The organism is Methylomonas koyamae (genome assembly GCF_019669905.1).
In the GTDB taxonomy this organism is placed as follows: Bacteria; Pseudomonadota; Gammaproteobacteria; order Methylococcales; family Methylomonadaceae; genus Methylomonas; species Methylomonas koyamae.
Genome location: NZ_AP019777.1, coordinates 517254 through 543291 on the forward strand (window position 1 = coordinate 517254; position 26038 = coordinate 543291).

Here is a 26038-nt window from a genome sequence, read left to right on the forward strand (position 1 = left end):
GGTGTCAGGACAGCAGGTGCATCGCCGCATTGACGCGGGCTTGGGCCTTGTGCAGCACCATCAACGAAAAATCCGGGTTCAGCTTGCCGTGGCTCAGCTTGCTGTAGGCCGGTATCGAGTTGATGTAGGGCAGGCCGCGGGCCTTGCCCGAGCCGAAATAGCTATGCAACTTGGCTAGAATGACGATATCGGTGACCGTCAGTTCCGTGCCGCTGTCGTACAACCAGTTTTCCGCATGATGCGGAATATTGCCAATATGTTCCGGAAATCCGAGCGTATGCAGAACCAAGCCGCCCACCGGCCCGCGCAAATGCGGCAGCAGATCTTGCAATTCGCTGAAACTGGGGCCGCCGTCGGGGAATTGTTCGGCGAAATGCAGCAGCGGGATCGCGCCGATATCGGCAATCAAGCCGCCCAGCAAGGCGTCGTCCGGCGAAATCCGGCTGCACTCCTGGGCCAGTACGAAACTCAAGCTGGAAATGTATAGGCTGTTTTTCCAAAGGCTGTGCATGCCTTTCATCAGTTCCGGGTCGGTGCAACTGAACAATTGCTTCAAGCCGACGCTGAGCACCAGGTTGCGGGTGGCGTTCAGGCCGATGCGGGCTACCGCGTCGTGGCAATTGTTAATCGGCGTGCCGGTCGAATACAGCGCACTGTTGGCGACCTGGATCAATTTGGCGACCATCGGCGGATCGAGTTGAATGATTTCGGCGGCCTGATGCACGCCGATTTCCTGCTGCATCGCTTCTTTCAGTTTCAGCGCCACGTCCGGCAACGACGGCAGTTTCAGCTTGTTTTCCCGGTAAGCCCGGGCGAAGCTGGTGAAGAAGCGGCTGTTGTTGAGCGGCCCCGGCAATTGGATGTCGACCAGTTCGACGCAACTCGCGCTTTCCCGGCTTTTGTCGGTCCACAACCGGTTCAGCGCGATCGGGATTTCCAGAATCATTACATCGCTCAGCGCCAATGCCGTGGCGCCGCAGCGGTTGCCGCTGTTCAGCGGTAGATTGGCCAGCGCGGAGCCGGCCTCGATACGGTAGCTGCTGTCGCTGTCCGGTTGCATGGAAATTTCGCCGGACAGCAGGTAGAAGACGCTGTCGCTGCGTTGTCCCAGGCCGAACACGGTAGCGCCTTTGCCGTAGCCGAGGGTTTGTTGCGGCAACGCCGTCAGGCTGGCATCGTCCAGATCGCGCAAAGGCGCGAACTTTTTCAGTTGGGCCGGACTAAGCGCCTGGCGTTGCAAGAGTACGGCTTGCGTGGCCGCATCCGCGCTATCGCTGCCGCGTTCGGCAGAACCGGGCTGGGGTAGGGCGCCGGCGCTCTTCTCGAACAGTTTAGTGAACCAGTTCATATCAGGTCCGGAAGAAATTCAACGCCTCGGCGATTTGCTGTTTGGCGTCCTGCAGCGCTTTCAAGGACATATCGGGCGTCAGCGTGCTGTCGCCCAGCTTGTGGAATGCCGGCAAGGTGTTCAGCGGCGGCAATTTGTGGCTCAGCGCGCCGCCGAGCCGACTGTGGAACTTCGCCAGCAGGACGATATCGTGGACTTGCAGCGGCTTGGCGTCGTCGAAATACCAGTTGTTGGTATTCAGCGGAATTTGTTGCAGGCTGTCCGGGAAATGCCATTTTTTTAAGATAAACGCGCCGACCATGCCCTGCAAATACTCGATGGCGGCGTGGAGTTCGGATTCGGTGTATTCGGCAACATCCAGCGTTTCGGCCAACGTGACGACCGGTAGCGCGCCGATGTTGTGGGTCAAGCCGGCCAATAAGGCTTCGTCGGCATTGATTTTGCCGCTGAGCCCGGCCAGGGTGTAACTGAGGCTGGCGACCTGTATGCTTTGTTTCCATAACGACTGAACCAGTTGGTTCAACTGTTTATTCCGGCTCTTGAATAACTGGTGCAGGCTGATGCTGGTGACCAGGTTTTGCGTGGTCTTGAAGCCGAGACGGTTGACGGCGTCGTGGCTGCTGGTGATCGGCCGGTTGCTGCGGTAAATCGGACTGTTGGCGACCTGGATCAGTTTCGAGGAAATGACCGGGTCCAGATTCAGGATTTTTACTGCGTCGCCGATGCTGATGTCTTTTTGCAGCGCGCTACGCAGCCGCAGCGCCACGTCGGGCAGGCTGGGGACGTGCAGATTGTCGGCCTTGAAGGCCTGGCAAAAACGCTCGAAAAAAACGGTGTTGCGCAAGGCTGGCGGGACTTGTTCCAGGTTCAGGCCGGTTTGGTCGGCCAGTTTGCTGCTGCGTTGCAACGCCGACAGCGGCAGGTAGACGGCTTGGGCCGCGGACTTGGCGATGGCGTTGAAATTCTGTTCGCCGTAGGTTGCCAGCGGGTAGCAAGCTTTAAAGGTTCCGGCTTCGACCAGGTATCCGGCGCCGTTGCCGGCTTCCATGAATACTTCGCCGCTGTAGAGGTAGGCGATCTCTTCCGCTTGCTCGCCGCGGTTGAACAACAAATCTCCAGGATTGAAATTGCGCAATCTGATCGGCAGGGTTTTCAGTTCCGCTACCGGCAAGTCGCCGATCGGAATCAGTTGTTGTAAAAACTGCAGTGGCAGTTGCGCCGTCGCCGCTTCGCGCGTTTTCTCCGCAGGCTTGTCCGCTTCCGTGGTTTTTTTCAGCCGTTTCCAGAACATGCGCTCAGTTCGAGAAAATACTCAGGGCTTCGTGAATTTTGGCTTTGGCGTCGTGCAGGATCGCCAGCGTGTTTTCCGGAGACAACGAGAAATTTTTCAATTTGCTGGCGGCCGGAATCGCGGTGATCGCCGGTAGTTCGGCCGAAGCGGTTTTACCGATTTGCGCGTGCAGGCGCGACAACACCACAATGTCGGTCAGCGTCAGCTTTTCGGCGCTGTTTTGGTACCAATCGCTGCTGGACAGCGCGACGTCGAGGAATTCTTCCGCGAAATCCCATTCTTTCAATACTACGGCGCCGACCGGGCCTTTGATGACCGGCATGGCTTGTTCGATTTCGCTTTCATTGTGGTATTCGCTGGGCAGGTTGGCGGCGAAGTTGAGGAACGGAATCACGCCGATATCGCAAACCAGGCCGGCCAACAAAGCGTTCTCCGGGTTTTGTTCCCGGGTATGGCTGGCCAGCACATGGCACAGGCCCGACAAATACAGGCTTTGTTTCCATAAGCTTTCCAGATGGCTTTTGATCTGCGGGGATTTACTCTTGAAAATCTGCTTCATGCTCAACGCCGTAACCAAATTGCGGGTGGCGTTCAAGCCGATGCGGACCACGGCCTCTTTGCAGTTTTTGGCACGCACCGTGGTCAGATAGAGCGGGCAATTGGCGACTTCGATCAGTTTGGCGGAGATGGCCGGGTCAAGCTGGATGATCTTGACCGCCTCGTCGATGTTGACGTCTCGCTGAATGGCCTTGCGCAGGTTGATGGCGACTTCCGGCAGGGACGGTATTTCGATTTCGTGGTCGGAGTTTTGGAAGTGTTCGGCAAACAAGGCCAGCAGCCGGTTGTCATGCAGTTCGGCGGGTATCTCCAGTTTGCCGTGGTCCAGCCGGCTGGGCGTCAGCATGATTTTCAGCGAGACCCGCAGGATGTCGACGTCGGTTTTGGCGGTTGCGGTGGCGGTGTGTTTGGTGCCGCTGCAAATCGGAAATTTGGCTTGCGCACTGCCGGCGACAATTTCGTAACTTTTGCCGTTGTGGTCGGCCAACGTAACGGTGCCCTTCAGCAGGTAAATCGCGCAGGTCGCCTGTTCGTTGACGTGATACAGGATGCTACCCGTGGGCAGGCTTTCCACATGGTTGTCGGTGGCAAAGGTTTGCAGGATCTCGTCGCTGAGGTTACGGATCGGAAATAGCTGTTTCAGGATCTCCGGCGTGATAGGTTGTCCGGGGTGTTGCTTGTGCAGCTTGGCCTGGGCTTTTTCGAAAAAAGATCTGATTCCACTCATGCTGTTCCAGTAACCGTATAAAAGTCGTTATGTCGGGTAATTGCCGGCGTTGGCCGGCACATTGCTTATGCGTCCGGATTTCGATCGGCCGATTGGCGTTCTGCGTCGAGCAGGCCGATCACCGGAGCGGTAGCGGGACGCCGTCCCCGCCAAATATAGAACGCCTCGGCGGCTTGTTCCACCAACATGCCCAAACCGTCGACGCTTTTTGCCGCGCCGTTGGCAAGGCCCCATCTGACGAAAGCGGTTGGCCGGTTGGCGTAAGCCAAATCGTAGCAAGTACCGTTTTCGGCGAGCAGGCCGGCGGGAAGCGGCGGAAGTTCGTCGCTGAGGCTGGCCGCGGTGGCGTTAATGATAAGGTTGAAACTTTGGCCGGGCAGTGCGCCGTATCCGCACGCTTCCACAGGGAACAGGGGCTTGAAATCGTCGGCGATGGCCTGGGCTCTGGCCGGGGTCCGGTTGGCGATGACCAGGCTGGCCGGTTTTTGTTTCAGTAACGGGGCGAGAATGCCGCGGCAAGCGCCGCCGGCGCCGAGGATCAGGATTGCGGCACCCGGCAGTTCGATCCGCAGGTTGGCGATCAAATCGTTCAACAGGCCGATACCGTCGGTGTTGTCGCCCAGAATGCTGCCGTCGGCAGCCAACGCCAGCGTGTTTACCGCTTTGGCCGCTGCGGCGGCTTCGCTGAGACTGTCGGCATAATTCCAAGCCAATTCCTTCAACGGTACGGTGCAGTTCAGGCCTTTGCCGCCGGCGGCAAAGAAAGCGTCGGCCGCGGCTTTAAAGGTATCCGCGGGTACCTCCTGGGCCGTATAAACTAGATTTTGCCCGGTTTGTTCGGCGAACAATTTGTGTATTCGCGGCGACTTACTGTGGCCGATCGGGTGGCCGAATACGGCGTATCGGTCAGCTTGACTCGAGGTTGCGGTGTCGACGAGGGTGGTGCGGTTTTCGTTCATGCCGGAGATTAGGCTTGGCTGAGCCACTGCGCGGCGGCTTTGGCGTAATAGGTCAGAATGGCGTCGCAGCCGGCGCGTTTGAATGCCAGCAGCGATTCGAGTACGGCTTGCCGTTCGTCCAGCCAGCCGTTGGCGCTAGCCGCCTTTAACATCGCGTATTCGCCGCTGACCTGGTAGGCGAAGGTCGGCACGCCGAAATGGTCTTTGGCGCGGCGGATGATGTCCAGATAAGGCATGCCGGGTTTGACCATGATCATGTCGGCGCCTTCCTGCAGGTCCAGTGCGATTTCGCGGAGGGCTTCGTCCGAATTGGCAGGGTCCATCTGATAGCTGTATTTGTTGCCGCCCGCCAAGTTGCCGGCCGAGCCGACCGCATCGCGGAACGGGCCGTAAAAACTGGAAGCGTATTTGGCCGAATAGGCCAGAATCCGCGTGTTGGTAAAGCCGTGGATTTCCAACGTGTTACGGATCGCACCGATCCGGCCGTCCATCATGTCCGACGGCGCGACGATATCGGCGCCGGCTTCGGCGTGGGACAAGGCCTGTTTGCACAGTACGTCCACGGTCTCGTCGTTGACTACGTAGCCGTGCTCATTCAACAGGCCGTCTTGGCCGTGGGACGTGAACGGATCCAGGGCAACGTCGGTAATCACGCCGAGTTCGGGTAGCTCCGCTTTCAGCGCTTTAACGCAACGTTGCGCCAAACCGTCGGGGTTGAACGCTTCTTCTGCCGCCAAGGTTTTTTGGGCCGGATCGATCACCGGAAACAAGGCTACCGCCGGTATGCCCAGCTTCAACAAGGTTTCCGCTTCCTTTACCAGCAAGTCTAGCGACAGCCGGTCGACGCCGGGCATCGAGGCTACCGATTGGCGTTGGTTGTGGCCTTCGATGGCAAACAGCGGGCAAATCAAATCGTCGCTGCTTAGGCTATTCTCCCGCATCAGCCGCCGCGAAAACGCTTGAAAGCGCATGCGCCGCATCCGGGTCGCCGGGAAAAACTCTTTAGGGTGTGGCATCTGTTCCATAGTAATATAATAGGGCATTGGTCGATCCACGGAGGGCGGACCGAAGTCTTTCGTTTGACCGGCTTAGGCCTTTATTCTAGCAGTGTATCGAATCGGGGCGCTCGAATTTAGCCGGCAATTCCTTTTGAGATGAATTTATGAGTATCCGAACTTATATGCGTTTTATGTATGTATTGCTTTTTAGCGCGTTTGCAGTTTTGTCTACGATGGCTCCGGTCGCCGCCGCCGATCTGAGCGAGCCGCAAATGGCGATTGAGGACGCTTCCAACAAGCTGAAACAACGTTTGCAGGATCCCAATTTCCCGCACGATTTCCAAAAGATCAATGCTTTCGTCCAGGAAGTGATCTATCCGCATGTCGATTTCGATCTGATTTCGTCGTTGGTACTGGGTAAGCTGTGGAAGGATGCGTCCCCTTCCGAGAAAGAAAATTTTAAAAGGGAATTTCAAACTTTGTTGATCAGAACCTATTCCAGGGCGTTTTTCGAATTTAAAGATTGGTCGATTCGCTTTTTGCCCGTGACTCCGGAAGAGGACGAGCGCAAGGTGTTGATTAAAACCGAAGTGTTGCAACCGGGATTACAGCCGATAGCGGTCAATTACCGGATGTTGAACGTCAAAGGCCAGTGGAAAGCGTACGACATCATGATTGAAGGCGTCAGCTTGGTGACCAACTATCGGACCAGCTTCAAAAACGAAGTCGAACGTACCGGTTCGCTACAGGAAGTGATCAATCAACTGGCGAAACGCAACACCGAAGCGCTAAGCGCTAAAAACAACTCCTAAGTTTTTCAGCCGCATGTCGGACAGGCCTGAGGGTCGGTCCGGCATGTGGCTTTTCCGCTTTATGCCATCCCTAAAAGATTCTCTCTACGCCAATCCGCTTGGCGAAGTCGGTGCATTCAAATTCGACGAAGCCGTGGTCAAGGTATTCCCGGATATGATCCGGCGTTCGGTGCCGGGCTATGCGGCGATTATCTCGGCTATCGGTTTGTTGGCCGGCCGCTTTGCCACGGAAGGCAGCGTGTGTTTCGACCTGGGTTGTTCACTGGGGGCTGCGAGTCTGGCTATGCGGCAGCAGATCGCCGCGAGGGATTGCCGGGTGGTGGCCGTCGATTGTTCGCCGGCGATGGTCGAGCAGTGCCGGAAAAATCTGGCGGACTCCGGAGTGGCGGGCGTGGATGTGGTGTGTGCCGACATTCGCGACATGCCGATCGAAAATGCATCAGTGGTGGTGTTGAATTTCACGTTGCAATTCATTCCGTTGGCCGATCGGGAGGCTTTTTTGGCCAAGCTGTACCGCGGTTTGCTGCCGGGCGGAATTTTGATTTTGTCGGAAAAGTTGGCTTTCGCCGATCCGCAGCAACAGGACTTGCAAACGGAGATGCACCACTTGTTCAAAAAGGCGCAGGGCTATAGCGAGCTGGAAATCAGCCAGAAGCGTAGCGCGCTGGAGAACGTGTTGATTCCGGAAACGTTTGCGGTACATAAGCGGCGTTTGACGTCGGTGGGGTTTGCCAGTGTCGAGGTTTGGTTCCAGTACTTTAATTTTGCCTCGATGATTGCGCTGAAATGCTAGGTTACGACGACCTGTATGCGTCGTTGCGGGAAGCGGGCGACCGGGTTTGGGTTGAGAGTTTGCCTGGACAATTAGCTAAAGCGTTTGCCGATAGCTCGCACGGCGATTTACAGCGTTGGCGGCGAGTAGTCGAAGAGTTGCCGCGTTACCCGGCCTCCAGTGTCGATTTGATCGATGCGGTTCGGATCGGCGCCGATTCGGATATCGCCGATGTCGCCAGGCAGAATTTGCGCGAGCAGTTAATGAAATTGCATCCTTGGCGTAAAGGGCCGTACCGGATATTCGGCATCGATATCGATACCGAGTGGCGTTCCGATTGGAAATGGGAGCGGCTGAAAAACGGGATTACGCCGTTAGCTAACCGGTCCGTTCTCGACGTCGGTTGCGGTAACGGTTACCACTGTTGGCGAATGTTGGGAGCGGGCGCGCGGTTGGTGGTCGGCATCGATCCGACGTTGCTCAGCGTGATGCAGTTTCAGGCGATACGTAAGCTTTACGGTTCGGCGCCGGTTTACGTGTTGCCGCTGGGTATCGAAGACGTACCGGGCAATTTGGGATGGTTCGATACCGTATTTTCGATGGGGGTGTTATACCACAGGCGCTCGCCGATCGATCACCTGCTGGAATTGAAAGGTTGTTTGCGGCCGGGCGGAGAATTGGTTCTGGAAACGCTGGTAGTCGAGGGCGACGACCGCCACGTCTTGCTACCGGCAGGGCGCTATGCGCAAATGCGCAACGTCTGGTTTTTGCCTAGTTGCCAAGCATTGGCATTATGGTTGCAGCGCTGCGGCTATAAGGATATTCAGTTGCTGCATGTCGGCAAAACCACAGTCGAGGAACAGCGCAGTACGGAATGGATGCGGTTTCATTCGTTGGCCGATTTTCTCGATCCGGGTTCTCCGGATTTGACCTGCGAAGGTCTGCCGGCGCCGATGAGGGCAATTATCAAGGCTAGCGTTTAAATGTAGGTTGGCAGTTCTAAATTATTGTAATTCAGTAATAACATTCTAGAATTGCCTAGCTTGAAAAATACGCCGACCTGTTTCGGGTTTTTTCTGGCAGCCAATCATTCAACCGGGAGTCGAAGATGAAAAATTTATTCGCAATTCTGATGTTATGTTCTTTTGCTGTGTTTGCCGAGCCGATTGACATCAATCGAGCGGATGCCGAAACCATCGCCAAGGAGTTGACGGGAATCGGACCGAAGAAAGCCGAAGCAATTTTGCAGTACCGAAAGGAGCACGGGGATTTTAAAACTCCAAAGGACTTAGAAAATGTTCCGGGTATCGGCGCAAAAACGGTGCAGCAAAACGAGAAGAACATCGTTTTCGGAGATTCTGCGTCAGCGGAAAAGCCTGCGAAGCCCGAAAAGCCGGAAGAGCCGAAAAAAGCCAAATAAGCGCCTGAATCCAGGCGCTTGATTAGATCGATTTGCGCTGATGCGGCAATCGATTGTCCGCCCCCCTGGTCACGATAGTCCGCTGATAAGGGGGGGCGGAATTTAACCGAAAGTCCCGCCGTTCCAGCCCCAAAATTCCGCCGGACAATTGCTGAACTCGATATAAATGCGATCTTGCTCGATTTCCAGTTTGGTCGACAAGAGTTGGCACAGCGCTGCGGCAAGGTTTTGCGCTTGGTTTTTTGTCAAGCCGATGCTTTTGCATTCCAAATATGCCAGAGGCTGGTCGTTGCCGCCGAAAAGCATTGAATCGTCGCTGGAGAGCTGGGTCATCACGTAGCGTTCGGGTTTGCCGGTCTCGGCCGCGATAAGTTTGGATAGTTCGCCGAGTAATTTCTGCGATTGCTCGGAGTTTATCGAGCGGTTGGTGTTTAGCTTCAGGTAGGGCATAGCGGATCTCCTTTGCGAGTTTATGCGTCGATATCGTGCCACCGTTCCAGGATTTTGTATTCTACGCCCGAAGGGGTCGATAGCGATTCCGCCAGGCAAAATCCGTTCGATTGCCATATGACAGGCTTTACGCTCAAGTCGGGTTTGTAGCGGGCTTTTTTTGCTAGGGTCGCATGTGGCCGGTAAGGTCGGCTGTCGGTAATGACGCCGCTTTGGTCAGCAATCCTGGTCAGTTCGGTATGGAAGTGCAAGAAATTCGGGTCGAAGGCGCCGGGTGTCAGGCACAGGACTTTCGGTTTTTGCCAGAACTCCAGTCGATCCAACACCAGCTTGGTCGGGATATTTCTGAGTTTGGCTGCGCCAAGTGTCAGTTCTGTCTGTTGTTGGGCGTTGATGTTGCCTAGGAACAGTAACGTGACGTGCAGGTTGTTTGTGGCAACCGGTTTGCCGCAGTCGGCCAGTTGCTTACAAATGGCGGTGCATGCTGAAAGAGTGTTATGGTCGGGCCATAGTGCAAAAAACAGGCGTTTCAATCAGATATCCTCGGCCGGCTGTGTCGGAAATGTAGAGCAGTAGTGTGCGGTTTGGTGCCGAGTTTTGCAATTTCGGTTGGTATGGCGCATTTAGTTTGCGGCGGAGATGTCGAGAATTGGCGAGGAGGGATGTTGCGGTGGGCGGGCGGTCCGTTGCGCAAATGCTGCATCGCAATGTCCTCGCCAACCTACATGGTGCTTACGCTTGCTAAGGATTGACATACCTGCTGTTTCTATCTTACAGTTACAGATGCATCACACGTACGTGACAAGCCTAGCGGGTTGTGGCAATTTGCAAGAATCGGCTATTACTAAAAATTAAAAACTTTCGGAGCACATCACATGGCAAGACCATTAATTCAAATGGCGTTGGACTCATTGGACTTCAACCAAACCGTGGCATTGGCTGACCAAGTCGCCCCTTATGTCGATATCTTTGAAATCGGTACGCCTTGCATTAAATATAACGGTGTCAACTTGGTGAAAGAGCTGAGAAACCGTTACCCAGACAAGCTGTTGTTGGTCGACCTGAAAACCATGGACGCCGGCGAATACGAAGCAGGCGCGTTCTACGCGGCCGGCGCAGACATCTGCACCGTACTGGGCGTATCCGGCCTGGCCACCATTGGCGGCGTAATCAAAGCAGCGAAAAAACACGCTGCCGAAGTCCAAGTCGACCTGATCAACGTGCCTAATAAAGCCGAGTGCGCACGCGAATCCGCTAAATTGGGCGCGCAAATCATGGGCGTTCACACCGGTCTGGACGCGCAAGCGGCTGGCCAAACTCCGTTCGGCGATTTGAACGAAGTTACTTCTTTGGGTCTGAACGTTCGCGTTTCCGTTGCCGGCGGTATCAAACCTGCCACGATTGACCAAACCGTCAAAGCCGGTGCGAACATCATCGTCGTCGGTGCGGCTATTTACGGTGCGCCATCACCTGCCGAAGCGGCTCGTGAAATCCGTGAACTGGTTGATGCGGCGGCGGTGTAAGCCATGCATCAAGAGTTAATCATAAACAAAATTTCCAGCATTCTGGAAGCTACCCCCGATTCGCACGACAAAGCTTTAGTCGATATGTTGGATCAAGCCAAGAGAATTTTTGTCTCTGGCGCCGGTCGCTCAAAGCTTGTTGGTAATTTCTTCGCCATGCGCTTGATGCACGGCGGTTATGACGTCAGTGTTGTTGGGGAAATCGTCACGCCGAGCATCAAAAACGGTGATTTATTGATCATCATTTCCGGTTCGGGCGAGACAGAGCAGTTGATCGCGTTCACTAAGAAAGCCAAAGAAGTCGGCGCTAAAATCGTATTGATTTCGGCGAAAGACGACTCGACGATTGGTGATATGGCGGATATCACGCTGCAAATCGGCCGTTCCGAGCAATACGGCAAAGTTAAAGGCATGCCGATGGGTACTGTCTTCGAATTGTCGACATTGCTATTCCTGGAAGCCACCATTTCTCATGTAATTCACGAGAAGGGTATTCCGGAAGAGGAAATGAGATCGAGACACGCCAATTTGGAATAATTGCGTACAGCCTGCGGCAGGGCAACACCTGTCGTAGGCCCAACAGATAACATGTGGGCGTCAAGGTGATTCCGATTCCAGCAGTCTAAAAGCAAGAATGTGGTAATTGGTCTTCCTTGAAATTTACCAAGCCTCAGCCAGAGCGGCGTTTGACACCACAAACGTACACTTAAAATAACAAAATTAAAGGAGACCAACATGCCTTCGCGTCGAGACTTAGCGAACGCCATCCGCGCACTTAGCATGGACGCGGTACAGAAAGCCAATTCAGGACACCCTGGAGCCCCGATGGGGATGGCCGATATCGCCGAAGTACTGTGGAACGATTTTCTGAACCACAACCCGAACAACCCGAAATGGGCCAACCGCGACCGCTTCGTGCTGTCCAACGGCCACGGCTCCATGCTGATTTACTCGTTGTTGCACCTGTCGGGCTACAACCTGCCGATCGACGAACTGAAACAGTTCCGTCAACTGCACTCGAAAACCCCGGGCCATCCTGAATACGGCTACACCGACGGCGTCGAAACCACCACCGGCCCGCTGGGCCAAGGCATCACCAATGCCGTCGGTTTCGCCATTGCCGAACGTGCCCTGGCCGGCCAATTCAACCGCCCAGGCCACGACATCGTCGACCACCACACCTACGTATTCCTGGGTGACGGCTGCTTGATGGAAGGTATCTCCCACGAAGCCTGCTCGCTGGCTGGCTCCATGAAACTGGGCAAACTGATCGCCTTCTACGACGACAACAACATCTCCATCGACGGCGAAGTCCGCGGTCACGGCAACGTTACCGGCTGGTTCCTGGACGATACCCCGAAACGCTTTGAAGCCTACGGCTGGCACGTCATCCCCAAAGTCGACGGCCACAACGCCGACGCGGTGAAAAAAGCCATCGAAGAAGCCAAAAAAGTCACCGACAGACCGAGCATCATCTGCTGCCAAACCACCATCGGTTTCGGCTCGCCGAACAAACAAGGCAAAGAAGAATGCCACGGCGCTGCCCTGGGTGAAGCCGAAGTCGCCGCCACCCGCGAAAACTTGGGCTGGTCGCATGCGCCATTCGAAATTCCGGCCGACATCTACGCCGGTTGGGACGCCAAAGCCAAAGGCGACCGTTTGGAAAGCGCCTGGAACGACAAATTCGCCGCTTATAAAGCCGCGCATCCGGAACTGGCTGCCGAATTCGAACGCCGCATGGCCGGTAAACTGCCTGCCGACTGGGCCGAAAAAGCCAACGCCTTCATCGCCGACGTCAACGCCAAAGCCGAAACCATTGCCAGCCGCAAAGCCTCGCAAAACACCCTGAACGGTTTCGGCCCGTTGCTGCCGGAACTGATGGGCGGCTCCGCCGACCTGGCCGGCTCCAACCTGACCCTGTGGAAAGGCTGCAAAGACATCAACGCGACCGGCCACGACGGCAACTATGTCTACTACGGCGTCCGCGAATTCGGCATGAGCGCCATCATGAACGGCATCACCCTGCACGGCGGCTTCAAAGCCTACGGCGCCACCTTCCTGATGTTCTCGGAATACGCCCGTAACGCCCTGCGCATGGCCGCCCTGATGAAGGCGCCGACCATCTTCGTCTACACCCACGACTCCATCGGCCTGGGCGAAGACGGCCCGACCCACCAACCGGTCGAACAAACCGCCACCCTGCGCATGATACCCAACATGCACGTCTGGCGCCCATGCGACGCGGTCGAGTCTGCCGTCAGCTGGAAAGCCGCGATCGAACGCACCGACGGCCCGAGCACCCTGATCTTCTCCCGGCAAAACCTGCCGCACATGGCGCGCAGCCAAGCCCAGATCGACGCCATCGGCAAAGGCGGCTACGTTCTGAGCGGCGAAGGCAACCCGGACGCCATCATCATCGCTACCGGCTCCGAAGTCGAACTGGCGGTGAAAGCGGCCGAAGCGTTGAAAGCCAAAGGCAAAAACATCCGTGTAGTGTCCATGCCGTCGACCAACGTGTTCGAAGCGCAGGATCAAGCCTACAAAGACAGCGTCCTGCCGCCGAACGTGACCAAACGCGTCGTCGTCGAAGCCGGCGTCACCGACAGTTGGTGGAAATATGCCGGCAGCCAAGGCCGCGTCGTGGGCTTGGACCGTTTCGGCGAATCGGCCCCGGCCGGCCAGCTCTTCAAAGAGTTCGGCTTCACCGTGGACAATGTCGTCGCTAACGTCGAAGCCGTTCTTTAATTTTGATAATCAGTAGGCGAAGCTTCGATTTTTGAATTATCGAATGTCGAGGCTTCTCTTTTCCAACAGCTATAGGTGATAGACGTGAAAATGAATGAATTAACAAAAGGCGTGATGGCGGCTTTAGTGCTGACCAGTTCCGTAGCAATGGCGGAGTCGGATTATCCGGCGGCTGATTATCAGCCAAAAGTTCTGTACACCAACCCGGATTACAAGCCGGAGGCAGCTGCCCCGGCGGCAAAATCCGCCGCACCGGCTGCAGCAACGAAAGCCAAAGAAGTTGAAGTCGTTGAAAACGATCCTAATTTTCCCGCGACCAATTTCCAGCCCAAAGTAATCTTCAGCGATTCCGCTTATAAACACGATAAGACTGCTCCTCAAGCCTCTGGCGCCCGTTCTTCTTCTGCTGCTACGACATCGGCAGCGGCAGCGGTCAGCGATGCTAGCGAAGAAGTTGCATCCAGCGTCGGCGAAAAAAGCTCGTCCAATAGCAGCTTGCTGGGTTTGGTTGCGTTGGCTGCCGTTGGCTTTTTCTTGTTTAACAAGAAAGGCGGTTCCGGTTCGAGCGCTACCGGCGGTTCAAGTGCTGCGTATGGCGACGAGAGCGGGTCTACTGGCGTTGAAAAATATATCGACAGATTGGGTATCAACAAAACCGGTGTCGCTAAGTACTTGGAAAAACAAGACTCCACTCCTGCGACTGGCGTTGCCAAATATATGGCGAAGCAAATTATCAAAGACAGAGAGAGCGCTGCCGCAAAAGCCACAGGCGTGGAAAAATATTTGCGCGATAAAGGATGATTTATCGGTAGTAATTTATTAGGTGAAATTCGGTGGGACTTTCCCACTGTGTTACCTGCGGAATCGCCACTTAGCGTGTTTTGGAGAGCGTGATGGCTTCAAAATATGTCAAGTGGCGATTCAGTCTGTTATACCCGCATTTTGGAAAAATTCCCCGCCAAGCATAAATCGTACCGGTCGATAGCTGAAATTTCGAATATCGGTAACGGTTCTATACCAGTTCAAAGGGGATACATTAACCGAGGATATTTTTATGGCAAAAAATTTATTAGAACAACTCCGCGAAATGACTGTTGTGGTGGCGGACACCGGCGACATTCAAGCAATCGAAACTTTCAAACCGCGCGACGCGACCACCAACCCGTCTTTGATTACCGCTGCGGCACAAATGCCGCAATATCAAGGCATCGTCGACGATACCTTGAAATCGGCTCGCGCAACTCTGGGCGCTAGCGCCTCTCCTGCGGAAGTCGCGTCTTTGGCGTTCGACCGCTTGGCGGTTTCATTCGGCCTGAAAATTCTGGAAATCATCGAAGGTCGTGTGTCAACCGAAGTTGACGCCCGTTTGTCCTACGACACCGAAGGTACGCTGGCCAAAGCTCGCGATATCATCGCGCAGTATAAAGCCGCCGGTATCGACACCGAAAAGCGTATTCTGATCAAAATCGCAGCGACCTGGGAAGGTATCCAAGCCGCAGCGGTGTTGGAGAAGGAAAACATCCACACCAATCTGACTTTGTTGTTCGGCATGCACCAAGCAATCGCTTGCGCGGAAAACGGCATCCAACTGATCTCTCCGTTCGTTGGCCGTATTCTGGACTGGTACAAAAAAGATACCGGCCGCGATTCATATGCACCGCACGAAGATCCGGGTGTTTTGTCGGTGACTGAGGTTTACAACTACTATAAAAAATTCGGCTACAAAACCGAAGTCATGGGTGCCAGCTTCCGTAACATCGGTGAAATCACCGAATTGGCCGGTTGCGATCTGTTGACTATCGCGCCTTCTCTTTTGGCCGAATTGCAATCCGTTGAAGGTGACCTGCCGCGTAAACTGGATCCGGCTAAAGCCGCAAGCGCCGACATCGAAAAAATCAGCGTCGATAAAGCAACATTCGACCGTATGCACGAAGAAAACCGGATGGCAAACGAGAAGCTGAAAGAAGGCATCGACGGTTTTGCTAAGGCATTGGAAACATTGGAAAAGCTGCTGGCCGACCGTTTGGCCGCTCTGGAAGCTTAACGGCTTCAGTCGCGCGCAACCTGGTTTGCGCGCGATCTCATTTGATATGCAAGGCCGCCGAATCGAGTACGCGGCCTTTGTTCTTTAGTTAATAGGTAAATTTCATGGCAAAAATCTTAGATGTAGTAAAACCTGGTGTCGTAACCGGTGAAGATGTGCAAAAAGTATTCGCAATCTGCAAGGAAAACAAATTTGCATTGCCGGCAGTTAACGTCATCAGCACCGATACCATTAACGCGGTGTTGGAAGCGGCCGCCAAAGCCAAGTCGCCGGTTATCGTGCAATTTTCAAACGGCGGCGCGGCGTTTGTCGCAGGTAAAGGTTTGAAACTTGAGGCGCAAGGCTGTTCGATCCACGGAGCGATTTCAGGTGCTCATCACGTTCACCGCATGGCGGAACTGTACGGTGTGCCGGTAATTTTGCATACCGACCATGCAGCAAAAAAATTGCTGCCTTGGGTTGACGGCATGCTGGACGAAGGCGAAAAATATTTTGCCGCGACCGGTAAACCGTTGTTCAGCTCGCACATGTTGGATCTGTCCGAAGAAAGCCTGGAAGAAAACATCGAAATCTGCGGTAAATACCTGGAGCGGATGTCGAAAATGGGTATGACCTTGGAAATCGAATTGGGCTGCACCGGCGGCGAGGAAGACGGCGTCGACAATAGTGGTATGGACCACTCGGCGCTGTATACCCAACCGGAAGACGTGGCTTACGCTTATGAACACTTGAGCAAAATCAGCCACCGTTTCACCATCGCAGCGTCATTCGGTAACGTCCACGGCGTTTACTCGCCGGGCAACGTCAAACTGACGCCGAAAATCCTGGACAATTCGCAAAGATACGTTTCCGAGAAATTCGGGTTGCCGCAAAACGCATTGACTTTCGTGTTCCACGGCGGCTCGGGTTCGTCAGCGCAAGAAATCAAAGAATCCATCAGCTACGGCGTCGTCAAAATGAATATCGACACCGATACCCAATGGGCGACTTGGGAAGGCGTGATGAATTACTACAAGAAAAACGAAGGTTATTTGCAAGGCCAAATCGGCAACCCGGACGGCGCCGACAAGCCAAACAAAAAATACTACGATCCTCGGGTATGGCAACGTGCCGGCCAAGAAGGCATGGTGGTTCGTTTGCAGCAAGCGTTCCAAGAATTGAACGCCGTTAATTCTTTATAACATACGCCATCGAGCTGCAAAAGCATGTATGCTTTTGCAGCTTCCCGTCCCCTTGCTGCAGTCAATTAGTCAAGTAATTGACTGCCCAGTCTTTAGTTTCGTGCTGCCGTTGTGTGCGAAATTGGGCTTTTCAGTGTCGCCGTATTCGTTCGGCCGGCTATACTATCTTTCTAAAACCATGATTTTTCTTGTATGATCGGAAAACAACGGGGGGAACGCCTCCGCGATTTTCGATTTTTCGGATTATCTGGCGTGTTTTCTGCTTATAGAACAATAAAGGTGATAAATGGCTGAAACTCAAGGAAAAGACGAAGGAAAAAAATCGTCCAAGAAACTGATAATTATCATTGCGTTGGTGGTTTTGGCTCTGGCTGGCGGCGGCGCGGCCTATTTTTTCTTGGCGAAACCGGCAGAGAACGGCAAAGAGGCCGAGGCTGAAAAACATGGAGAGGACAAGCACGCCGAATCGGCTCATGAGGCTGAGGCGGAGCACGATAAGCCGGTAGAGCCCGATGTCTATTACGAGTTGCCGACGCCGTTGCTGGTCGATTTTCCGAGCGGATCCAGTGCCAGGGTCATTAAAATTTCCCTGACCGTTTTGACTAAAGGCGAAGCCAGCATAGAGGCCATGAAAAAACACGAACCGATGATCCGGAACAATTTGCTGATGGCCATCAGTTCGTTAGGCGCCGATAAGGCAAAAACCCTGGAAGGCAAGCAGGAGTTGCGGGCCATGATGCAGCAAGAGATTGGCAAGGTTTTGGAAAAAATGGCCGGCAAAAACACCGTCAAAGAAGTCTATTTCACCGATTTCGTAATGCAATAGATGTCAACCGCCGATCTACTTTCCCAAGATGAAATCGATGCGCTGCTGCACGGCGTAGACGACGGCGATGTCGACACTGCGGCCGACGATGACGAATACAGCCGAGGCGCGGCGCGGCTCTACGATTTCAATAGCCAGGAGCGCATCGTTCGCGGCAGGATGCCGACCTTGGAAATGGTCAACGAGCGTTTCGCCCGCCATTTCCGAATCGCATTGTTCAATTTTTTGCGTCGGGCGGCCGAGATATCGGTGTCCGGGATTCAGGTACAGAAGTTCTCCGAATTCATTCAGGGCTTGTTCGTTCCGACCAATTTGAACGTGATCCGAATGGCGCCGTTGCGCGGACGGGCGCTGATTGTGATGGAGCCGCGTCTGGTATTCACCGCCGTGGATAACTTTTTCGGCGGCGGGGGCCAATTCTACAACAAGGTCGAGGGCCGCGAGTTCACACCCACCGAGATGCGTATCATCCGCTTGATTATCGACATGATTTTCAAGGACTTGGCCGAGGCTTGGAAGCCGGTCATGGATGTCGAATTCGAATACATTAACTCCGAGGTAAACCCGCAGTTTGCTAACATCGTCAGCCCCTCCGAGATTGTGGTCATTTCCACGATCCACGTCGAGCTGGAGGGCGGGGGCGGCGATATCAATATCGCGATGCCGTATTCGATGATCGAACCGATCCGGGAATTGCTTGATGCCGTCACCAGCGATAGGGGCGAGGTCGACGGCCGTTGGCAGGATTCGTTGCGGACCGAGATCATGCGTAGCGAAGTGACGTTGAATAGTAAATTGATCGAAAAAGAGATGTTTATCAGCGATGTGATTGAGCTTAAGAAAGGCGACGTGATTCCGATCGAAATGCCGGAAACCGTGTTGCTCGAGGTGGAAGGAGTGCCGGTGTTTCGCGGTAAATTAGGGTTGTCGGATGGCAATTACGCCATTGAAATCATAGACAAAATGACGCTGGACAATATTTAACGGGCAGGAAGGGATTGCGATGAGCGAAAACGACGAAATTGGCGACGATTGGGCGGCGGCGATGAACGAACAGGCCGCGGCCGAAGCAGATTGGGGCGATGCCTTAAAGGAGCAGGCGGCGGCTGCAAAAGGTTCGGGCGGTTATTCGGCGGCCGAGTTTCCGGATTTGGGCGAGCAAAGACCGAAGCCGACCGTCGGCGGCGAAGAGGTCAAGCTGGACGTGATTCTGGACGTGCCGGTTACCGTATCTTTGGAAATCGGTAGAACCAAGATCAACATCCGTAACCTGTTGCAACTTAACCAGGGCTCGGTGGTGGAACTGGACCGCTTCGCCGGCGAACCGATGGATGTGCTGGTCAACGGCACCTTGGTCGCTCACGGCGAGGTGGTTGTGGTCAACGATAAATTCGGTATCCGCTTAACCGATATTATCAGCCCTTCGGAGCGGGTTCGAAAGCTGGGTTGATAACCGTGCACGCTCTGGCAAGGCTAATTTTTGCGATGGGAATGGTGTCCGCCGCTTGGGCGGACGAAATTCCCGCCGCGCCTAAATCGAGTGCCAAGTTGGTAACCTCGGCCGACGTCGTGCAATGGTTGTTGGCCTTGCTATTGGTATTGGCTGTGTTCCTGCTCCTGGTCTGGGCGTTAAAAAAATCCGGCGGTCTGGCTATGGCGGGAAAAAGCAAGCTGGCGGTGCTGGCCGGGCTGTCGCTGGGAATGCGCGAAAAACTGATATTGGTCAGAGTGGGCGAAAAAGAATTGCTGTTAGGCGTTAGCAGTGGCCGTATCGACAAATTACTTGAGTTGGAAGGCGAGCAGCGCTTGTTCGCCAATCCGGCCGAGCCTCAGGATTTGGGCCCGTTTGCCAAGAAATTGTGGCAGGCCATGCAAGGTAAGGCGCATGAGCAGGTCTAGTACGCGGGTTTTGGCTCTGCTGGCAGGTTGCGCGTTACTGTGGGCGGCCGATGCCGCTGCGGTGCCCGGCGTGGACGCGATTACCGTGACCTCTAACCCGAAAGGTGGCGAAACCTATACGGTCACGATCCAGATTCTGGCCCTGATGACGATGCTGACGCTGTTGCCGGCATTGTTGTTGTCGATGACGGCGTTTACCCGAGTCATGATAGTGCTGGGTTTGTTGCGGCAGGCCATCGGTGCGGCGCAGGCGCCCAGCAACCAAGTATTGCTGGGTTTGTCGCTGTTTCTGACTATTTTCATCATGACGCCGGTGCTGGAAAAGGTCAACGATACCGCCGTGCAACCCTACCTGGAAGAGCAGATCGATGCCGTCACCGCGTTGCAAAAGGCTTCCGAACCGTTCAAACAGTTCATGCTGAAGCAGACGCGCGAGGCCGACTTGGATACGTTCGTGCGGATCTCCGGCAGAGAACAAATCAATAAACCTGAAGACGTGCCGTTTTCGCTGCTGGTACCGGCTTACGTCACCAGCGAATTGAAAACCGCGTTCCAGATCGGTTTCCTGATTTTTTTGCCGTTTCTGGTGATCGATTTGGTCGTGGCCAGCGTACTGATGTCGATGGGGATGATGATGCTGTCGCCGATGATCGTGTCCTTGCCATTTAAAATCATGTTGTTTGTGTTGGCCGACGGCTGGACCATGGTCATGGAAATGCTGGCCGCCAGTTTTTACGTCTAGGCCTCGATATGACCCCGGAAACGATCTCGAACGTAGCCCAGGACACGGTATTGATCGGCCTGAAACTGATGGGGCCGATACTGATCGCATCCCTGGTGGTGGGTTTGCTGGTTTCGATGTTTCAAGCGGCAACCTCGATCCAGGAACAGACCCTGACCTTCATCCCCAAGTTGGCGGCGATTATCGCCGTGTTAATGATTGCCGGTCCGGGCATGCTGCAAATGCTGATCGACTACTTCCAGGATTTGCTGCGCGATATTCCCAGCTTGATCGGATGAACCTTACCGAAAACGAGTTGCTGGGCTATCTTGCCGGTTTCATCTGGCCCTTCTTCCGCATCAGTTCGATGTTTATCACCATTCCGGTATTCAGCGTCAATGCCTTGCCGGCCAGAGTCAGGGTAATCGCCAGCCTGTTGATCACCTTGGTTATTTATCCGACGTTGCCGGCCATGCCTGCGATAGACATGTTCGGCTACCAAGGTTTTCTGGCCACCATTCAGCAAGTGGCCCTGGGCGCTACTGCCGGTTTCATCCTGCAAATGGTGTTTTCGATCATGCTGTTTGCCGGCCAAGCGATCGCCTACAGCATGGGGCTTGGTTTTGCCTCGATGGTCGACCCGGTCTCGGGCGTGCAAGTCCCGGTGGTGGCGCAATTATTCGTGATTAGCGGCAGCCTATTGTTTTTGGCGGTCGACGGCCATTTGCTATTGATCGAAATGTTGGCGCAAAGCTTCCATACTTTGCCGGTGGCCGCAGCCGGGATCGGAAAAGCCGACTTGTGGCGGGTGGTGTTATGGGGCAGTACGATATTCGCCGATGGCTTGTTGTTGGCGATGCCGGTAATGGCGGCCCTGCTGTTCGTCAACATCAGTTTCGGCGTGGCTTCCAAAGCGGCGCCGCAATTGCAGATTTTCGGCGTCGGTTTTCCGGCGACGATCATGTTGGGCATGGTCTTGATCTGGGTGGGGTTGCCAACCTTGCTTGACGTATTTGCCGATATGCTGCACCAGGGCTTCGCATTGGTGAGCGAATTGTTGAGGTTGTCGTAAATGGCGGAAGAATCCGGTCAGGACAAAACCGAAGACCCCACCGGTAAGCGGGTCACCGACTCGCGTAAAAAAGGCCAGGTTCCCCGTTCCAAAGAATTGAATACCTTCGTTACCTTGATGGTCAGTTCGGCGCTGTTTTTTTATGTCGGCCATGGCATGTGGCAGGGTTTGTTGGAGGTGATGAAACGTCCGTTGCGCGTCTCGCGCGAGCAAATCTTCGATCCGGTGACGTTGACGACCTACCTAAAAACGGCGTTCGCCGACGGCGTGTGGATTATCCTGCCGTTTTTAGCAGTATTGGCGGTTTTCGATTTGGTGGCGGCGACGCTATTGGGCGGCTGGAACTTTACCAGCGAAGGTTTTGCGTTCAATTTCGCCAAAATGAATCCTTTGGCCGGCATCAAGAAAATATTCGGCGTGCATGGCGTGGTCGAATTGGTCAAGGCGGTATTGAAGACGGTGTTGGTAGCCTTGGTGGCCTGGAATTTGTTCAAATGGAATTTCGACGAATTCATGGCCTTGAGCCGGTTGCCGATTGATCAGTCGGTGCAACAGGCCGGCGAAATGATATCCGTCTCCCTGCTGATTTTAAGCGCTACCTTCGTGTTGCTGGTTATGCTGGATGCACCTTACCAGCTATGGAATTACCAACGCCAACTGAAAATGACCAAGCAGGAAGTTCGCGACGAATCCAAGGAGCAGGAGGGCAGTCCGGAGGTCAAAGGCCGGCAGCGGCGCCTGCAAATGGAGGCGGCGCAACGGCGGATGATGGACGCGGTGCCCAGTGCGGATGTCATCGTCACCAACCCGACCCATTTCGCTGTGGCGTTGAAATACGACCAGAGCGGCAACGGTGCGCCGGTATTGGTCGCCAAAGGCGTCGATTTGATCGCGGCACAGATCCGGCAATTGGCCATAGGCGCGAAAGTGCCGTTGGTGGCGGCGCCGTCACTGGCCCGCGCCTTGTACTACTCCACCGATTTGAACCGGGAAATACCGCGCGGCCTGTTTTTGGCGGTTGCGCAAGTGTTGGCCTATGTTTACCAATTACGCGCTTCCACACAATACGGCTGGATCAAACCGGTGCCGCCGGGCGACGTGCCGGTGCCGGACGACTTCAAACAATAGCGCGACACCGAGCCCGTTATGGATTTCAGTAAATTAACCAATGCTTTGAAAATGGTCACCGGCCTCGGCCTGGGCGCGCCGCTGCTGATCATCATGCTGCTGTCGCTGCTGATTCTGCCGCTGCCGCCGTTCGTGTTGGACCTGTTTTTCACGTTTAACATCGCGTTTTCGTTGATCATCCTGTTGGTGGTGGTTTACACGCTGAAGCCGTTGGAATTCGCATCGTTTCCGACCGTGATCCTGATCGCCACGCTGCTGCGGCTGGCGTTGAACGTGGCCTCGACCCGGGTCGTGCTGATTCGTGGCCACGAGGGCGGCGATGCGGCCGGTAAAGTGATCGAGGCCTTCGGCTCGTTCGTGATCGGCGGCAATTTTGCGGTCGGTATCGTCGTGTTCATGATCCTGATCGTGATCAATTTCATGGTGGTGACCAAGGGTGCCGGGCGGGTGGCCGAAGTCAGCGCGCGGTTTACCCTGGACGCGATGCCCGGCAAACAGATGGCGATCGACGCCGACTTGAATTCCGGACTGATCAACCAGGACGAGGCAAGAGCCCGGCGGGAAGAGGTAGCCGCCGAAGCCGATTTCTACGGTTCCATGGACGGTGCCAGCAAGTTCGTGCGCGGCGACGCGGTGGCCGGCATCATCATCATGTTCGTCAATATGATCGGCGGTTTGGCGATCGGCGTCGGCCAGCACGGCATGAGTTTTGCCGATGCCGCCAACGTCTATGTGCTGTTGACGATCGGCGACGGCCTGGTGGCTCAGATTCCGTCGCTGCTGCTGTCGGTGGCCGCGGCGATGGTCGTGACACGGGTGCGCGGCGCCAAACAGGACATCGGTAAGCAATTGACCTCGCAGATGTTCGAGGACCCGAAAACCCTGTTGGTCACCGCCGCGGTGATGGGGCTGCTGGGCATCATTCCCGGCATGCCGAACTTGGTATTTATTCTGCTGGCGTCGACTTTGGCCGGCGGCGCCTATTTGATCGACCGCCGCCGCAAATTGGAAGAGGAAAAAGCCCTAGCGGCGGTGAATATCGCTTCGCCGCAAGCGGCTAAAACCGAGATCAAGGAGTTGGGCTGGGACGATGTAATGCCGGTCGATGCCATCGGTTTGGAGGTCGGCTACCGGCTGATTCCGTTGGTGGACCGCAACCAGGGCGGCCAGTTGATGATGCGCATCAAAGGCGTACGCAAGAAATTGTCTCAAGAGCTCGGATTCTTAATCCCGTCGGTACATATTCGCGACAACCTGGATCTGGCGCCCACCGAATACCGGATTTCGCTGATGGGCGTCAGCGTCGGCGAGGCCAATATCATGCCGGAAAAAGAGATGGCGATTAACCCCGGCCGGGTGTTCGGCAATTTGCCCGGTACTCCGTGCAGGGACCCGGCTTTCGGGTTGGATGCGGTTTGGATCGAGGCCAGCCAAAAAGACCAGGCGCAGACTTTGGGCTATACCGTGGTCGATCCGAGCACGGTCGTCGCCACTCATCTCAGCCATATTTTGCAGACCAACGCCCACGAGCTGTTCGGCTACGAAGAGGCGCAGCAGTTATTGGATAACCTGGCCAAACTGGCGCCGAAGCTGGTCGAGGATTTGGTGCCGAAAACCCTGCCGTTGGGCGTGTTGGTGAAAGTGTTGCAAAACCTGCTGCAAGAGCGGGTCTCGATCCGCGACATGCGGACCATCGCCGAAACTTTGGCGGAGTACGGGGTCAAGAGTCAAGATCCGGACATCTTGACGTCGGCAGTGCGGGCCGCACTCGGCCGGTCAATTGTGCATGAAATCAATGGGGTACAGGTGGAAATTCCTGTGATTACTCTCGATCCTGGGTTGGAACAGATATTGCATAAATCGCTGCAGACGGCGGGCGAAAGCGGTGCCGGTTTGGAGCCGGGTCTGGCCGAGCAGATGCACAAATCCCTAGAGGACAGTGCACAGAGGATGGAAATGGAAGGGCAAGCGCCGGTGTTACTGGTGTCTTCCTACATCCGCCCTTGGCTGGCTCGCTTCGTTCGCCATTCGATACCGGGGCTACATGTGCTGGCCTATAACGAAATCCCCCAGGATCGGCAGATCAGGGTGGTTTCCACAGTGGGCCAGCGTTAAAAAAACAGGGGTTGCGCAATGAAAATCAAACGCTTTTTTGCAGCAGACATACGGCAGGCCATGCGTATGGTCAAAGAAGAATTGGGCGCCGACGCGGTGATCATGTCTAACCGTTCGGTTGACGGCGGCGTCGAAATTGTGGCGGCCCGCGATTTCGACGAGCAGGTGATTCACCGGAATTTGAAGCAGCGCGAGGAAGAAAAGGCCCCGGCGCCGCTACGCGAGCCGAAAAAGGTCGATTTGCCCGATTTCGACGGCGACAAAAAACCGTTGCACGTGTTGAGCAGTGCCAGGAAACGCGGTGCCGACGGTTCGGTAGCGGAAAATCCGATCAGGCGCCACCTTGACCAATACATCGGTTACGCCGAAAAACTGCAGGTTGGCAATGCCAACGCTCAGAAAATTGCCGAAAAAGTGCGTCCGGCGGAGAAACCGGCCTGGGCCGCCGCCGATCCCAAATTGAAACCGGCGGTTGCCGAAACGCGGCCGGTGCAAGCCAATGCTTCCGACAAATTCATCGACGAAATGCGCCAGGAAATGAAAGAGCTGCGCAGTATGTTGGACGCCAAGCTGTCCGGTATCGTCATGCAAATGCCGCAGCACGGCCAGACCATGCACGACGAATTGCGCGAGCGGCTGGCTGACTTCGGCTTTTCCAAAAATTTGTCCGGCAAAATCGCCAACCGTCTGGGTAGCCATAAAAGCTTCGATTTGGCCATGGATAAGGCTAGAGAAATGCTGGCCGGGCTGGTGCCGATAGCCGACGATAGATTGCTGGAACAAGGCGGTATAGCGGCGTTGGTCGGATCGACCGGAGTCGGTAAAACCACGACCGTCGCCAAATTGGCGGCACAATTCATTCTGAAGCACGGCTCCCGCCAAATCGCCTTGATTACCACCGATAACTATCGGATCGGCGCCCACGAGCAAATCAATACGTACGGCAGAATTCTGGACGTACCGGTGCGAGTGGCCGGCGATGCCGACGAACTGCGCCGTCACATCGACAGTTTTGCCGACAAACGCCTGATCTTGATCGATACGGCAGGCATGAGCCAGCGCGATATGCGCTTGGCCGAGCAATTGAAAACCCTGCAACACGGCGATTTGCCGATCCGTTCCTACTTGGTGATGTCGGCCACGACTCAATATAAGGCAATGCTGGAAATTATGGATGCGTTCCGAATACTGGAGCCACAAGCGACTATACTTACCAAGATGGACGAGGCTGTCAGCAAAGGCACCGCGCTGTCGGCGGTCATCGAGCAGCGCCTGCCGTTGTCGTTTATCACCGACGGCCAGCAAGTGCCGGAGGATATTTACCAGCCGGAAGCCGATAGCTTGATTCGGCAATGCATGAGCGGCAGCGAAGGCGACAGTCCGTATGGCGGCGATTTGAATTACGGCGAGTGGGCGGCGGAAAGCCATGCATAAGCCATTCGATCAAGC

General features: G+C 55.1%; 27 protein-coding genes. 20 read left to right on the forward strand and 7 right to left on the reverse strand.

Translation table 11 applies throughout. The annotated features are described in order from the left end of the window. Positions 1-4 precede the first annotated feature (4 nt). From MKFW12EY_RS02415 to hemB, 5 genes are all read right to left on the reverse strand, one after another. On the reverse strand, positions 5-1348 hold the full coding sequence (locus tag MKFW12EY_RS02415) for an HDOD domain-containing protein (RefSeq protein ID WP_054763078.1): 1344 nt from the start codon (positions 1346-1348) through the stop codon (positions 5-7). A gap of 1 nt (position 1349) precedes the next feature. Continuing rightward, a complete protein-coding gene (locus MKFW12EY_RS02420; protein ID WP_221053951.1) occupies positions 1350-2639 on the reverse strand; it encodes an HDOD domain-containing protein in 1290 nt (429 codons plus the stop codon). Between the two features lie 4 nt (positions 2640-2643). Beyond that, positions 2644-3924, reverse strand: a complete 1281-nt coding sequence (locus MKFW12EY_RS02425) for an HDOD domain-containing protein (RefSeq protein WP_221053952.1) — start codon at positions 3922-3924, stop codon at positions 2644-2646. Positions 3925-3989: 65 nt separating this feature from the next. Further along, complete coding sequence (gene aroE / locus MKFW12EY_RS02430; RefSeq protein WP_054763079.1) at positions 3990-4883, reverse strand: shikimate dehydrogenase; 894 nt, start codon at positions 4881-4883, stop codon at positions 3990-3992. An 8-nt stretch (positions 4884-4891) separates the two neighbouring features. Then, positions 4892-5908 (reverse strand): porphobilinogen synthase, encoded by a 1017-nt coding sequence (gene hemB, locus MKFW12EY_RS02435; protein WP_221054559.1) that lies wholly within the window; start codon positions 5906-5908, stop codon positions 4892-4894. Positions 5909-6045: 137 nt separating this feature from the next. Here hemB and MKFW12EY_RS02440 point away from each other — a divergent pair, with 137 nt between their 5' ends. The 4 genes from MKFW12EY_RS02440 (at position 6046) to MKFW12EY_RS02455 (ending at position 8885) form a co-directional block, all read left to right on the forward strand. Then, positions 6046-6693, forward strand: coding sequence for an MlaC/ttg2D family ABC transporter substrate-binding protein (locus tag MKFW12EY_RS02440; protein ID WP_342394029.1), 648 nt, complete (start codon positions 6046-6048; stop codon positions 6691-6693). Positions 6694-6754: 61 nt separating this feature from the next. Beyond that, the gene (cmoA, locus tag MKFW12EY_RS02445; RefSeq protein WP_221053953.1) at positions 6755-7486 is read left to right on the forward strand and encodes a carboxy-S-adenosyl-L-methionine synthase CmoA; all 732 of its coding nucleotides are present in this window, start codon (positions 6755-6757) and stop codon (positions 7484-7486) included. Further along, positions 7480-8448: a tRNA 5-methoxyuridine(34)/uridine 5-oxyacetic acid(34) synthase CmoB gene (cmoB, locus tag MKFW12EY_RS02450; RefSeq protein WP_221053954.1), complete on the forward strand. Its 969-nt coding sequence runs from the start codon at positions 7480-7482 to the stop codon at positions 8446-8448. Before cmoA ends, cmoB begins: the two co-directional genes overlap by 7 nt. Positions 8449-8573: 125 nt before the next feature. Then, positions 8574-8885, forward strand: a complete 312-nt coding sequence (locus tag MKFW12EY_RS02455) for a ComEA family DNA-binding protein (RefSeq protein ID WP_054763080.1) — start codon at positions 8574-8576, stop codon at positions 8883-8885. A gap of 102 nt (positions 8886-8987) precedes the next feature. Here the strand turns inward: MKFW12EY_RS02455 and MKFW12EY_RS02460 are convergent, their stop codons facing one another. Both MKFW12EY_RS02460 and thpR read right to left on the reverse strand, forming a co-directional pair. Further along, complete coding sequence (locus MKFW12EY_RS02460; RefSeq protein ID WP_054763081.1) at positions 8988-9335, reverse strand: phenylpyruvate tautomerase MIF-related protein; 348 nt, start codon at positions 9333-9335, stop codon at positions 8988-8990. Between the two features lie 20 nt (positions 9336-9355). Then, complete coding sequence (gene thpR, locus MKFW12EY_RS02465; protein ID WP_221053955.1) at positions 9356-9868, reverse strand: RNA 2',3'-cyclic phosphodiesterase; 513 nt, start codon at positions 9866-9868, stop codon at positions 9356-9358. Positions 9869-10210: 342 nt separating this feature from the next. On the opposite strand from thpR, the gene hxlA reads away from it, so the two are divergent. The 16 genes from hxlA (at position 10211) to flhF (ending at position 26023) form a co-directional block, all read left to right on the forward strand. After that, positions 10211-10858 (forward strand): 3-hexulose-6-phosphate synthase, encoded by a 648-nt coding sequence (gene hxlA, locus MKFW12EY_RS02470; RefSeq protein ID WP_064020374.1) that lies wholly within the window; start codon positions 10211-10213, stop codon positions 10856-10858. A gap of 3 nt (positions 10859-10861) precedes the next feature. Further along, the gene (gene hxlB, locus MKFW12EY_RS02475; protein WP_054763862.1) at positions 10862-11395 is read left to right on the forward strand and encodes a 6-phospho-3-hexuloisomerase; all 534 of its coding nucleotides are present in this window, start codon (positions 10862-10864) and stop codon (positions 11393-11395) included. A gap of 198 nt (positions 11396-11593) precedes the next feature. After that, positions 11594-13603: a transketolase gene (gene tkt / locus MKFW12EY_RS02480; RefSeq protein WP_221053956.1), complete on the forward strand. Its 2010-nt coding sequence runs from the start codon at positions 11594-11596 to the stop codon at positions 13601-13603. 90 nt (positions 13604-13693) lie between these two features. Next, entirely contained in the window at positions 13694-14404 is a 711-nt protein-coding gene (locus tag MKFW12EY_RS02485) for an LPXTG cell wall anchor domain-containing protein (RefSeq protein ID WP_245006497.1), read from the forward strand. A gap of 253 nt (positions 14405-14657) precedes the next feature. After that, on the forward strand, positions 14658-15647 hold the full coding sequence (locus MKFW12EY_RS02490) for a transaldolase (protein ID WP_054760171.1): 990 nt from the start codon (positions 14658-14660) through the stop codon (positions 15645-15647). Positions 15648-15751: 104 nt separating this feature from the next. Further along, positions 15752-16828: a class II fructose-bisphosphate aldolase gene (gene fbaA, locus MKFW12EY_RS02495; protein WP_054760170.1), complete on the forward strand. Its 1077-nt coding sequence runs from the start codon at positions 15752-15754 to the stop codon at positions 16826-16828. 286 nt (positions 16829-17114) lie between these two features. Beyond that, positions 17115-17654: a flagellar basal body-associated FliL family protein gene (locus MKFW12EY_RS02500; RefSeq protein WP_221053957.1), complete on the forward strand. Its 540-nt coding sequence runs from the start codon at positions 17115-17117 to the stop codon at positions 17652-17654. Beyond that, positions 17655-18638, forward strand: a complete 984-nt coding sequence (gene fliM / locus MKFW12EY_RS02505) for a flagellar motor switch protein FliM (RefSeq protein WP_054760163.1) — start codon at positions 17655-17657, stop codon at positions 18636-18638. A 19-nt stretch (positions 18639-18657) separates the two neighbouring features. After that, positions 18658-19104 carry a flagellar motor switch protein FliN gene (gene fliN, locus MKFW12EY_RS02510; protein WP_064020379.1) on the forward strand — a complete coding sequence of 149 codons (447 nt, stop codon included), beginning with the start codon at positions 18658-18660 and terminating at the stop codon, positions 19102-19104. Between the two features lie 35 nt (positions 19105-19139). Then, positions 19140-19553 (forward strand): flagellar biosynthetic protein FliO, encoded by a 414-nt coding sequence (fliO, locus tag MKFW12EY_RS02515; protein ID WP_245006418.1) that lies wholly within the window; start codon positions 19140-19142, stop codon positions 19551-19553. Next, complete coding sequence (fliP, locus tag MKFW12EY_RS02520; protein ID WP_221053958.1) at positions 19540-20295, forward strand: flagellar type III secretion system pore protein FliP; 756 nt, start codon at positions 19540-19542, stop codon at positions 20293-20295. Before fliO ends, fliP begins: the two co-directional genes overlap by 14 nt. 8 nt (positions 20296-20303) lie before the next feature. After that, complete coding sequence (gene fliQ, locus MKFW12EY_RS02525) at positions 20304-20573, forward strand: flagellar biosynthesis protein FliQ (RefSeq protein WP_054760161.1); 270 nt, start codon at positions 20304-20306, stop codon at positions 20571-20573. Next, on the forward strand, positions 20570-21346 hold the full coding sequence (fliR, locus tag MKFW12EY_RS02530) for a flagellar biosynthetic protein FliR (protein ID WP_221053959.1): 777 nt from the start codon (positions 20570-20572) through the stop codon (positions 21344-21346). Before fliQ ends, fliR begins: the two co-directional genes overlap by 4 nt. Then, a complete protein-coding gene (gene flhB / locus MKFW12EY_RS02535; RefSeq protein WP_054760159.1) occupies positions 21347-22474 on the forward strand; it encodes a flagellar biosynthesis protein FlhB in 1128 nt (375 codons plus the stop codon). A gap of 18 nt (positions 22475-22492) precedes the next feature. After that, a complete protein-coding gene (gene flhA, locus MKFW12EY_RS02540) occupies positions 22493-24589 on the forward strand; it encodes a flagellar biosynthesis protein FlhA (RefSeq protein WP_221053960.1) in 2097 nt (698 codons plus the stop codon). An 18-nt stretch (positions 24590-24607) separates the two neighbouring features. Continuing rightward, positions 24608-26023, forward strand: coding sequence for a flagellar biosynthesis GTPase FlhF (gene flhF, locus MKFW12EY_RS02545; RefSeq protein ID WP_054760156.1), 1416 nt, complete (start codon positions 24608-24610; stop codon positions 26021-26023). Positions 26024-26038: the final 15 nt, after the last annotated feature.

What these genes read in the sequence shown, in the direction of transcription:
- MKFW12EY_RS02440 (WP_342394029.1), top strand. Translation starts at nt 6,046, where the DNA reads ATGAGTATCCGAACTTATATGCGTTTTATGTATGTATTGCTTTTTAGC.
- fliM (WP_054760163.1), top strand. Translation starts at nt 17,655, where the DNA reads ATGTCAACCGCCGATCTACTTTCCCAAGATGAAATCGATGCGCTGCTG.
- fliN (WP_064020379.1), top strand. Translation starts at nt 18,658, where the DNA reads ATGAGCGAAAACGACGAAATTGGCGACGATTGGGCGGCGGCGATGAAC.
- flhF (WP_054760156.1), top strand. Translation starts at nt 24,608, where the DNA reads ATGAAAATCAAACGCTTTTTTGCAGCAGACATACGGCAGGCCATGCGT.
- hemB (WP_221054559.1), bottom strand. Translation starts at nt 5,908, where the DNA reads ATGGAACAGATGCCACACCCTAAAGAGTTTTTCCCGGCGACCCGGATG.
- fliQ (WP_054760161.1), top strand. Translation starts at nt 20,304, where the DNA reads ATGACCCCGGAAACGATCTCGAACGTAGCCCAGGACACGGTATTGATC.
- MKFW12EY_RS02485 (WP_245006497.1), top strand. Translation starts at nt 13,694, where the DNA reads ATGAATGAATTAACAAAAGGCGTGATGGCGGCTTTAGTGCTGACCAGT.
- flhB (WP_054760159.1), top strand. Translation starts at nt 21,347, where the DNA reads ATGGCGGAAGAATCCGGTCAGGACAAAACCGAAGACCCCACCGGTAAG.
- fliR (WP_221053959.1), top strand. Translation starts at nt 20,570, where the DNA reads ATGAACCTTACCGAAAACGAGTTGCTGGGCTATCTTGCCGGTTTCATC.
- cmoA (WP_221053953.1), top strand. Translation starts at nt 6,755, where the DNA reads ATGCCATCCCTAAAAGATTCTCTCTACGCCAATCCGCTTGGCGAAGTC.
- MKFW12EY_RS02460 (WP_054763081.1), bottom strand. Translation starts at nt 9,335, where the DNA reads ATGCCCTACCTGAAGCTAAACACCAACCGCTCGATAAACTCCGAGCAA.
- hxlB (WP_054763862.1), top strand. Translation starts at nt 10,862, where the DNA reads ATGCATCAAGAGTTAATCATAAACAAAATTTCCAGCATTCTGGAAGCT.
- fliO (WP_245006418.1), top strand. Translation starts at nt 19,140, where the DNA reads ATGGGAATGGTGTCCGCCGCTTGGGCGGACGAAATTCCCGCCGCGCCT.
- tkt (WP_221053956.1), top strand. Translation starts at nt 11,594, where the DNA reads ATGCCTTCGCGTCGAGACTTAGCGAACGCCATCCGCGCACTTAGCATG.
- fbaA (WP_054760170.1), top strand. Translation starts at nt 15,752, where the DNA reads ATGGCAAAAATCTTAGATGTAGTAAAACCTGGTGTCGTAACCGGTGAA.
- cmoB (WP_221053954.1), top strand. Translation starts at nt 7,480, where the DNA reads ATGCTAGGTTACGACGACCTGTATGCGTCGTTGCGGGAAGCGGGCGAC.
- MKFW12EY_RS02425 (WP_221053952.1), bottom strand. Translation starts at nt 3,924, where the DNA reads ATGAGTGGAATCAGATCTTTTTTCGAAAAAGCCCAGGCCAAGCTGCAC.
- MKFW12EY_RS02455 (WP_054763080.1), top strand. Translation starts at nt 8,574, where the DNA reads ATGAAAAATTTATTCGCAATTCTGATGTTATGTTCTTTTGCTGTGTTT.
- MKFW12EY_RS02500 (WP_221053957.1), top strand. Translation starts at nt 17,115, where the DNA reads ATGGCTGAAACTCAAGGAAAAGACGAAGGAAAAAAATCGTCCAAGAAA.
- MKFW12EY_RS02415 (WP_054763078.1), bottom strand. Translation starts at nt 1,348, where the DNA reads ATGAACTGGTTCACTAAACTGTTCGAGAAGAGCGCCGGCGCCCTACCC.
- MKFW12EY_RS02420 (WP_221053951.1), bottom strand. Translation starts at nt 2,639, where the DNA reads ATGTTCTGGAAACGGCTGAAAAAAACCACGGAAGCGGACAAGCCTGCG.
- hxlA (WP_064020374.1), top strand. Translation starts at nt 10,211, where the DNA reads ATGGCAAGACCATTAATTCAAATGGCGTTGGACTCATTGGACTTCAAC.
- aroE (WP_054763079.1), bottom strand. Translation starts at nt 4,883, where the DNA reads ATGAACGAAAACCGCACCACCCTCGTCGACACCGCAACCTCGAGTCAA.
- MKFW12EY_RS02490 (WP_054760171.1), top strand. Translation starts at nt 14,658, where the DNA reads ATGGCAAAAAATTTATTAGAACAACTCCGCGAAATGACTGTTGTGGTG.
- flhA (WP_221053960.1), top strand. Translation starts at nt 22,493, where the DNA reads ATGGATTTCAGTAAATTAACCAATGCTTTGAAAATGGTCACCGGCCTC.
- fliP (WP_221053958.1), top strand. Translation starts at nt 19,540, where the DNA reads ATGAGCAGGTCTAGTACGCGGGTTTTGGCTCTGCTGGCAGGTTGCGCG.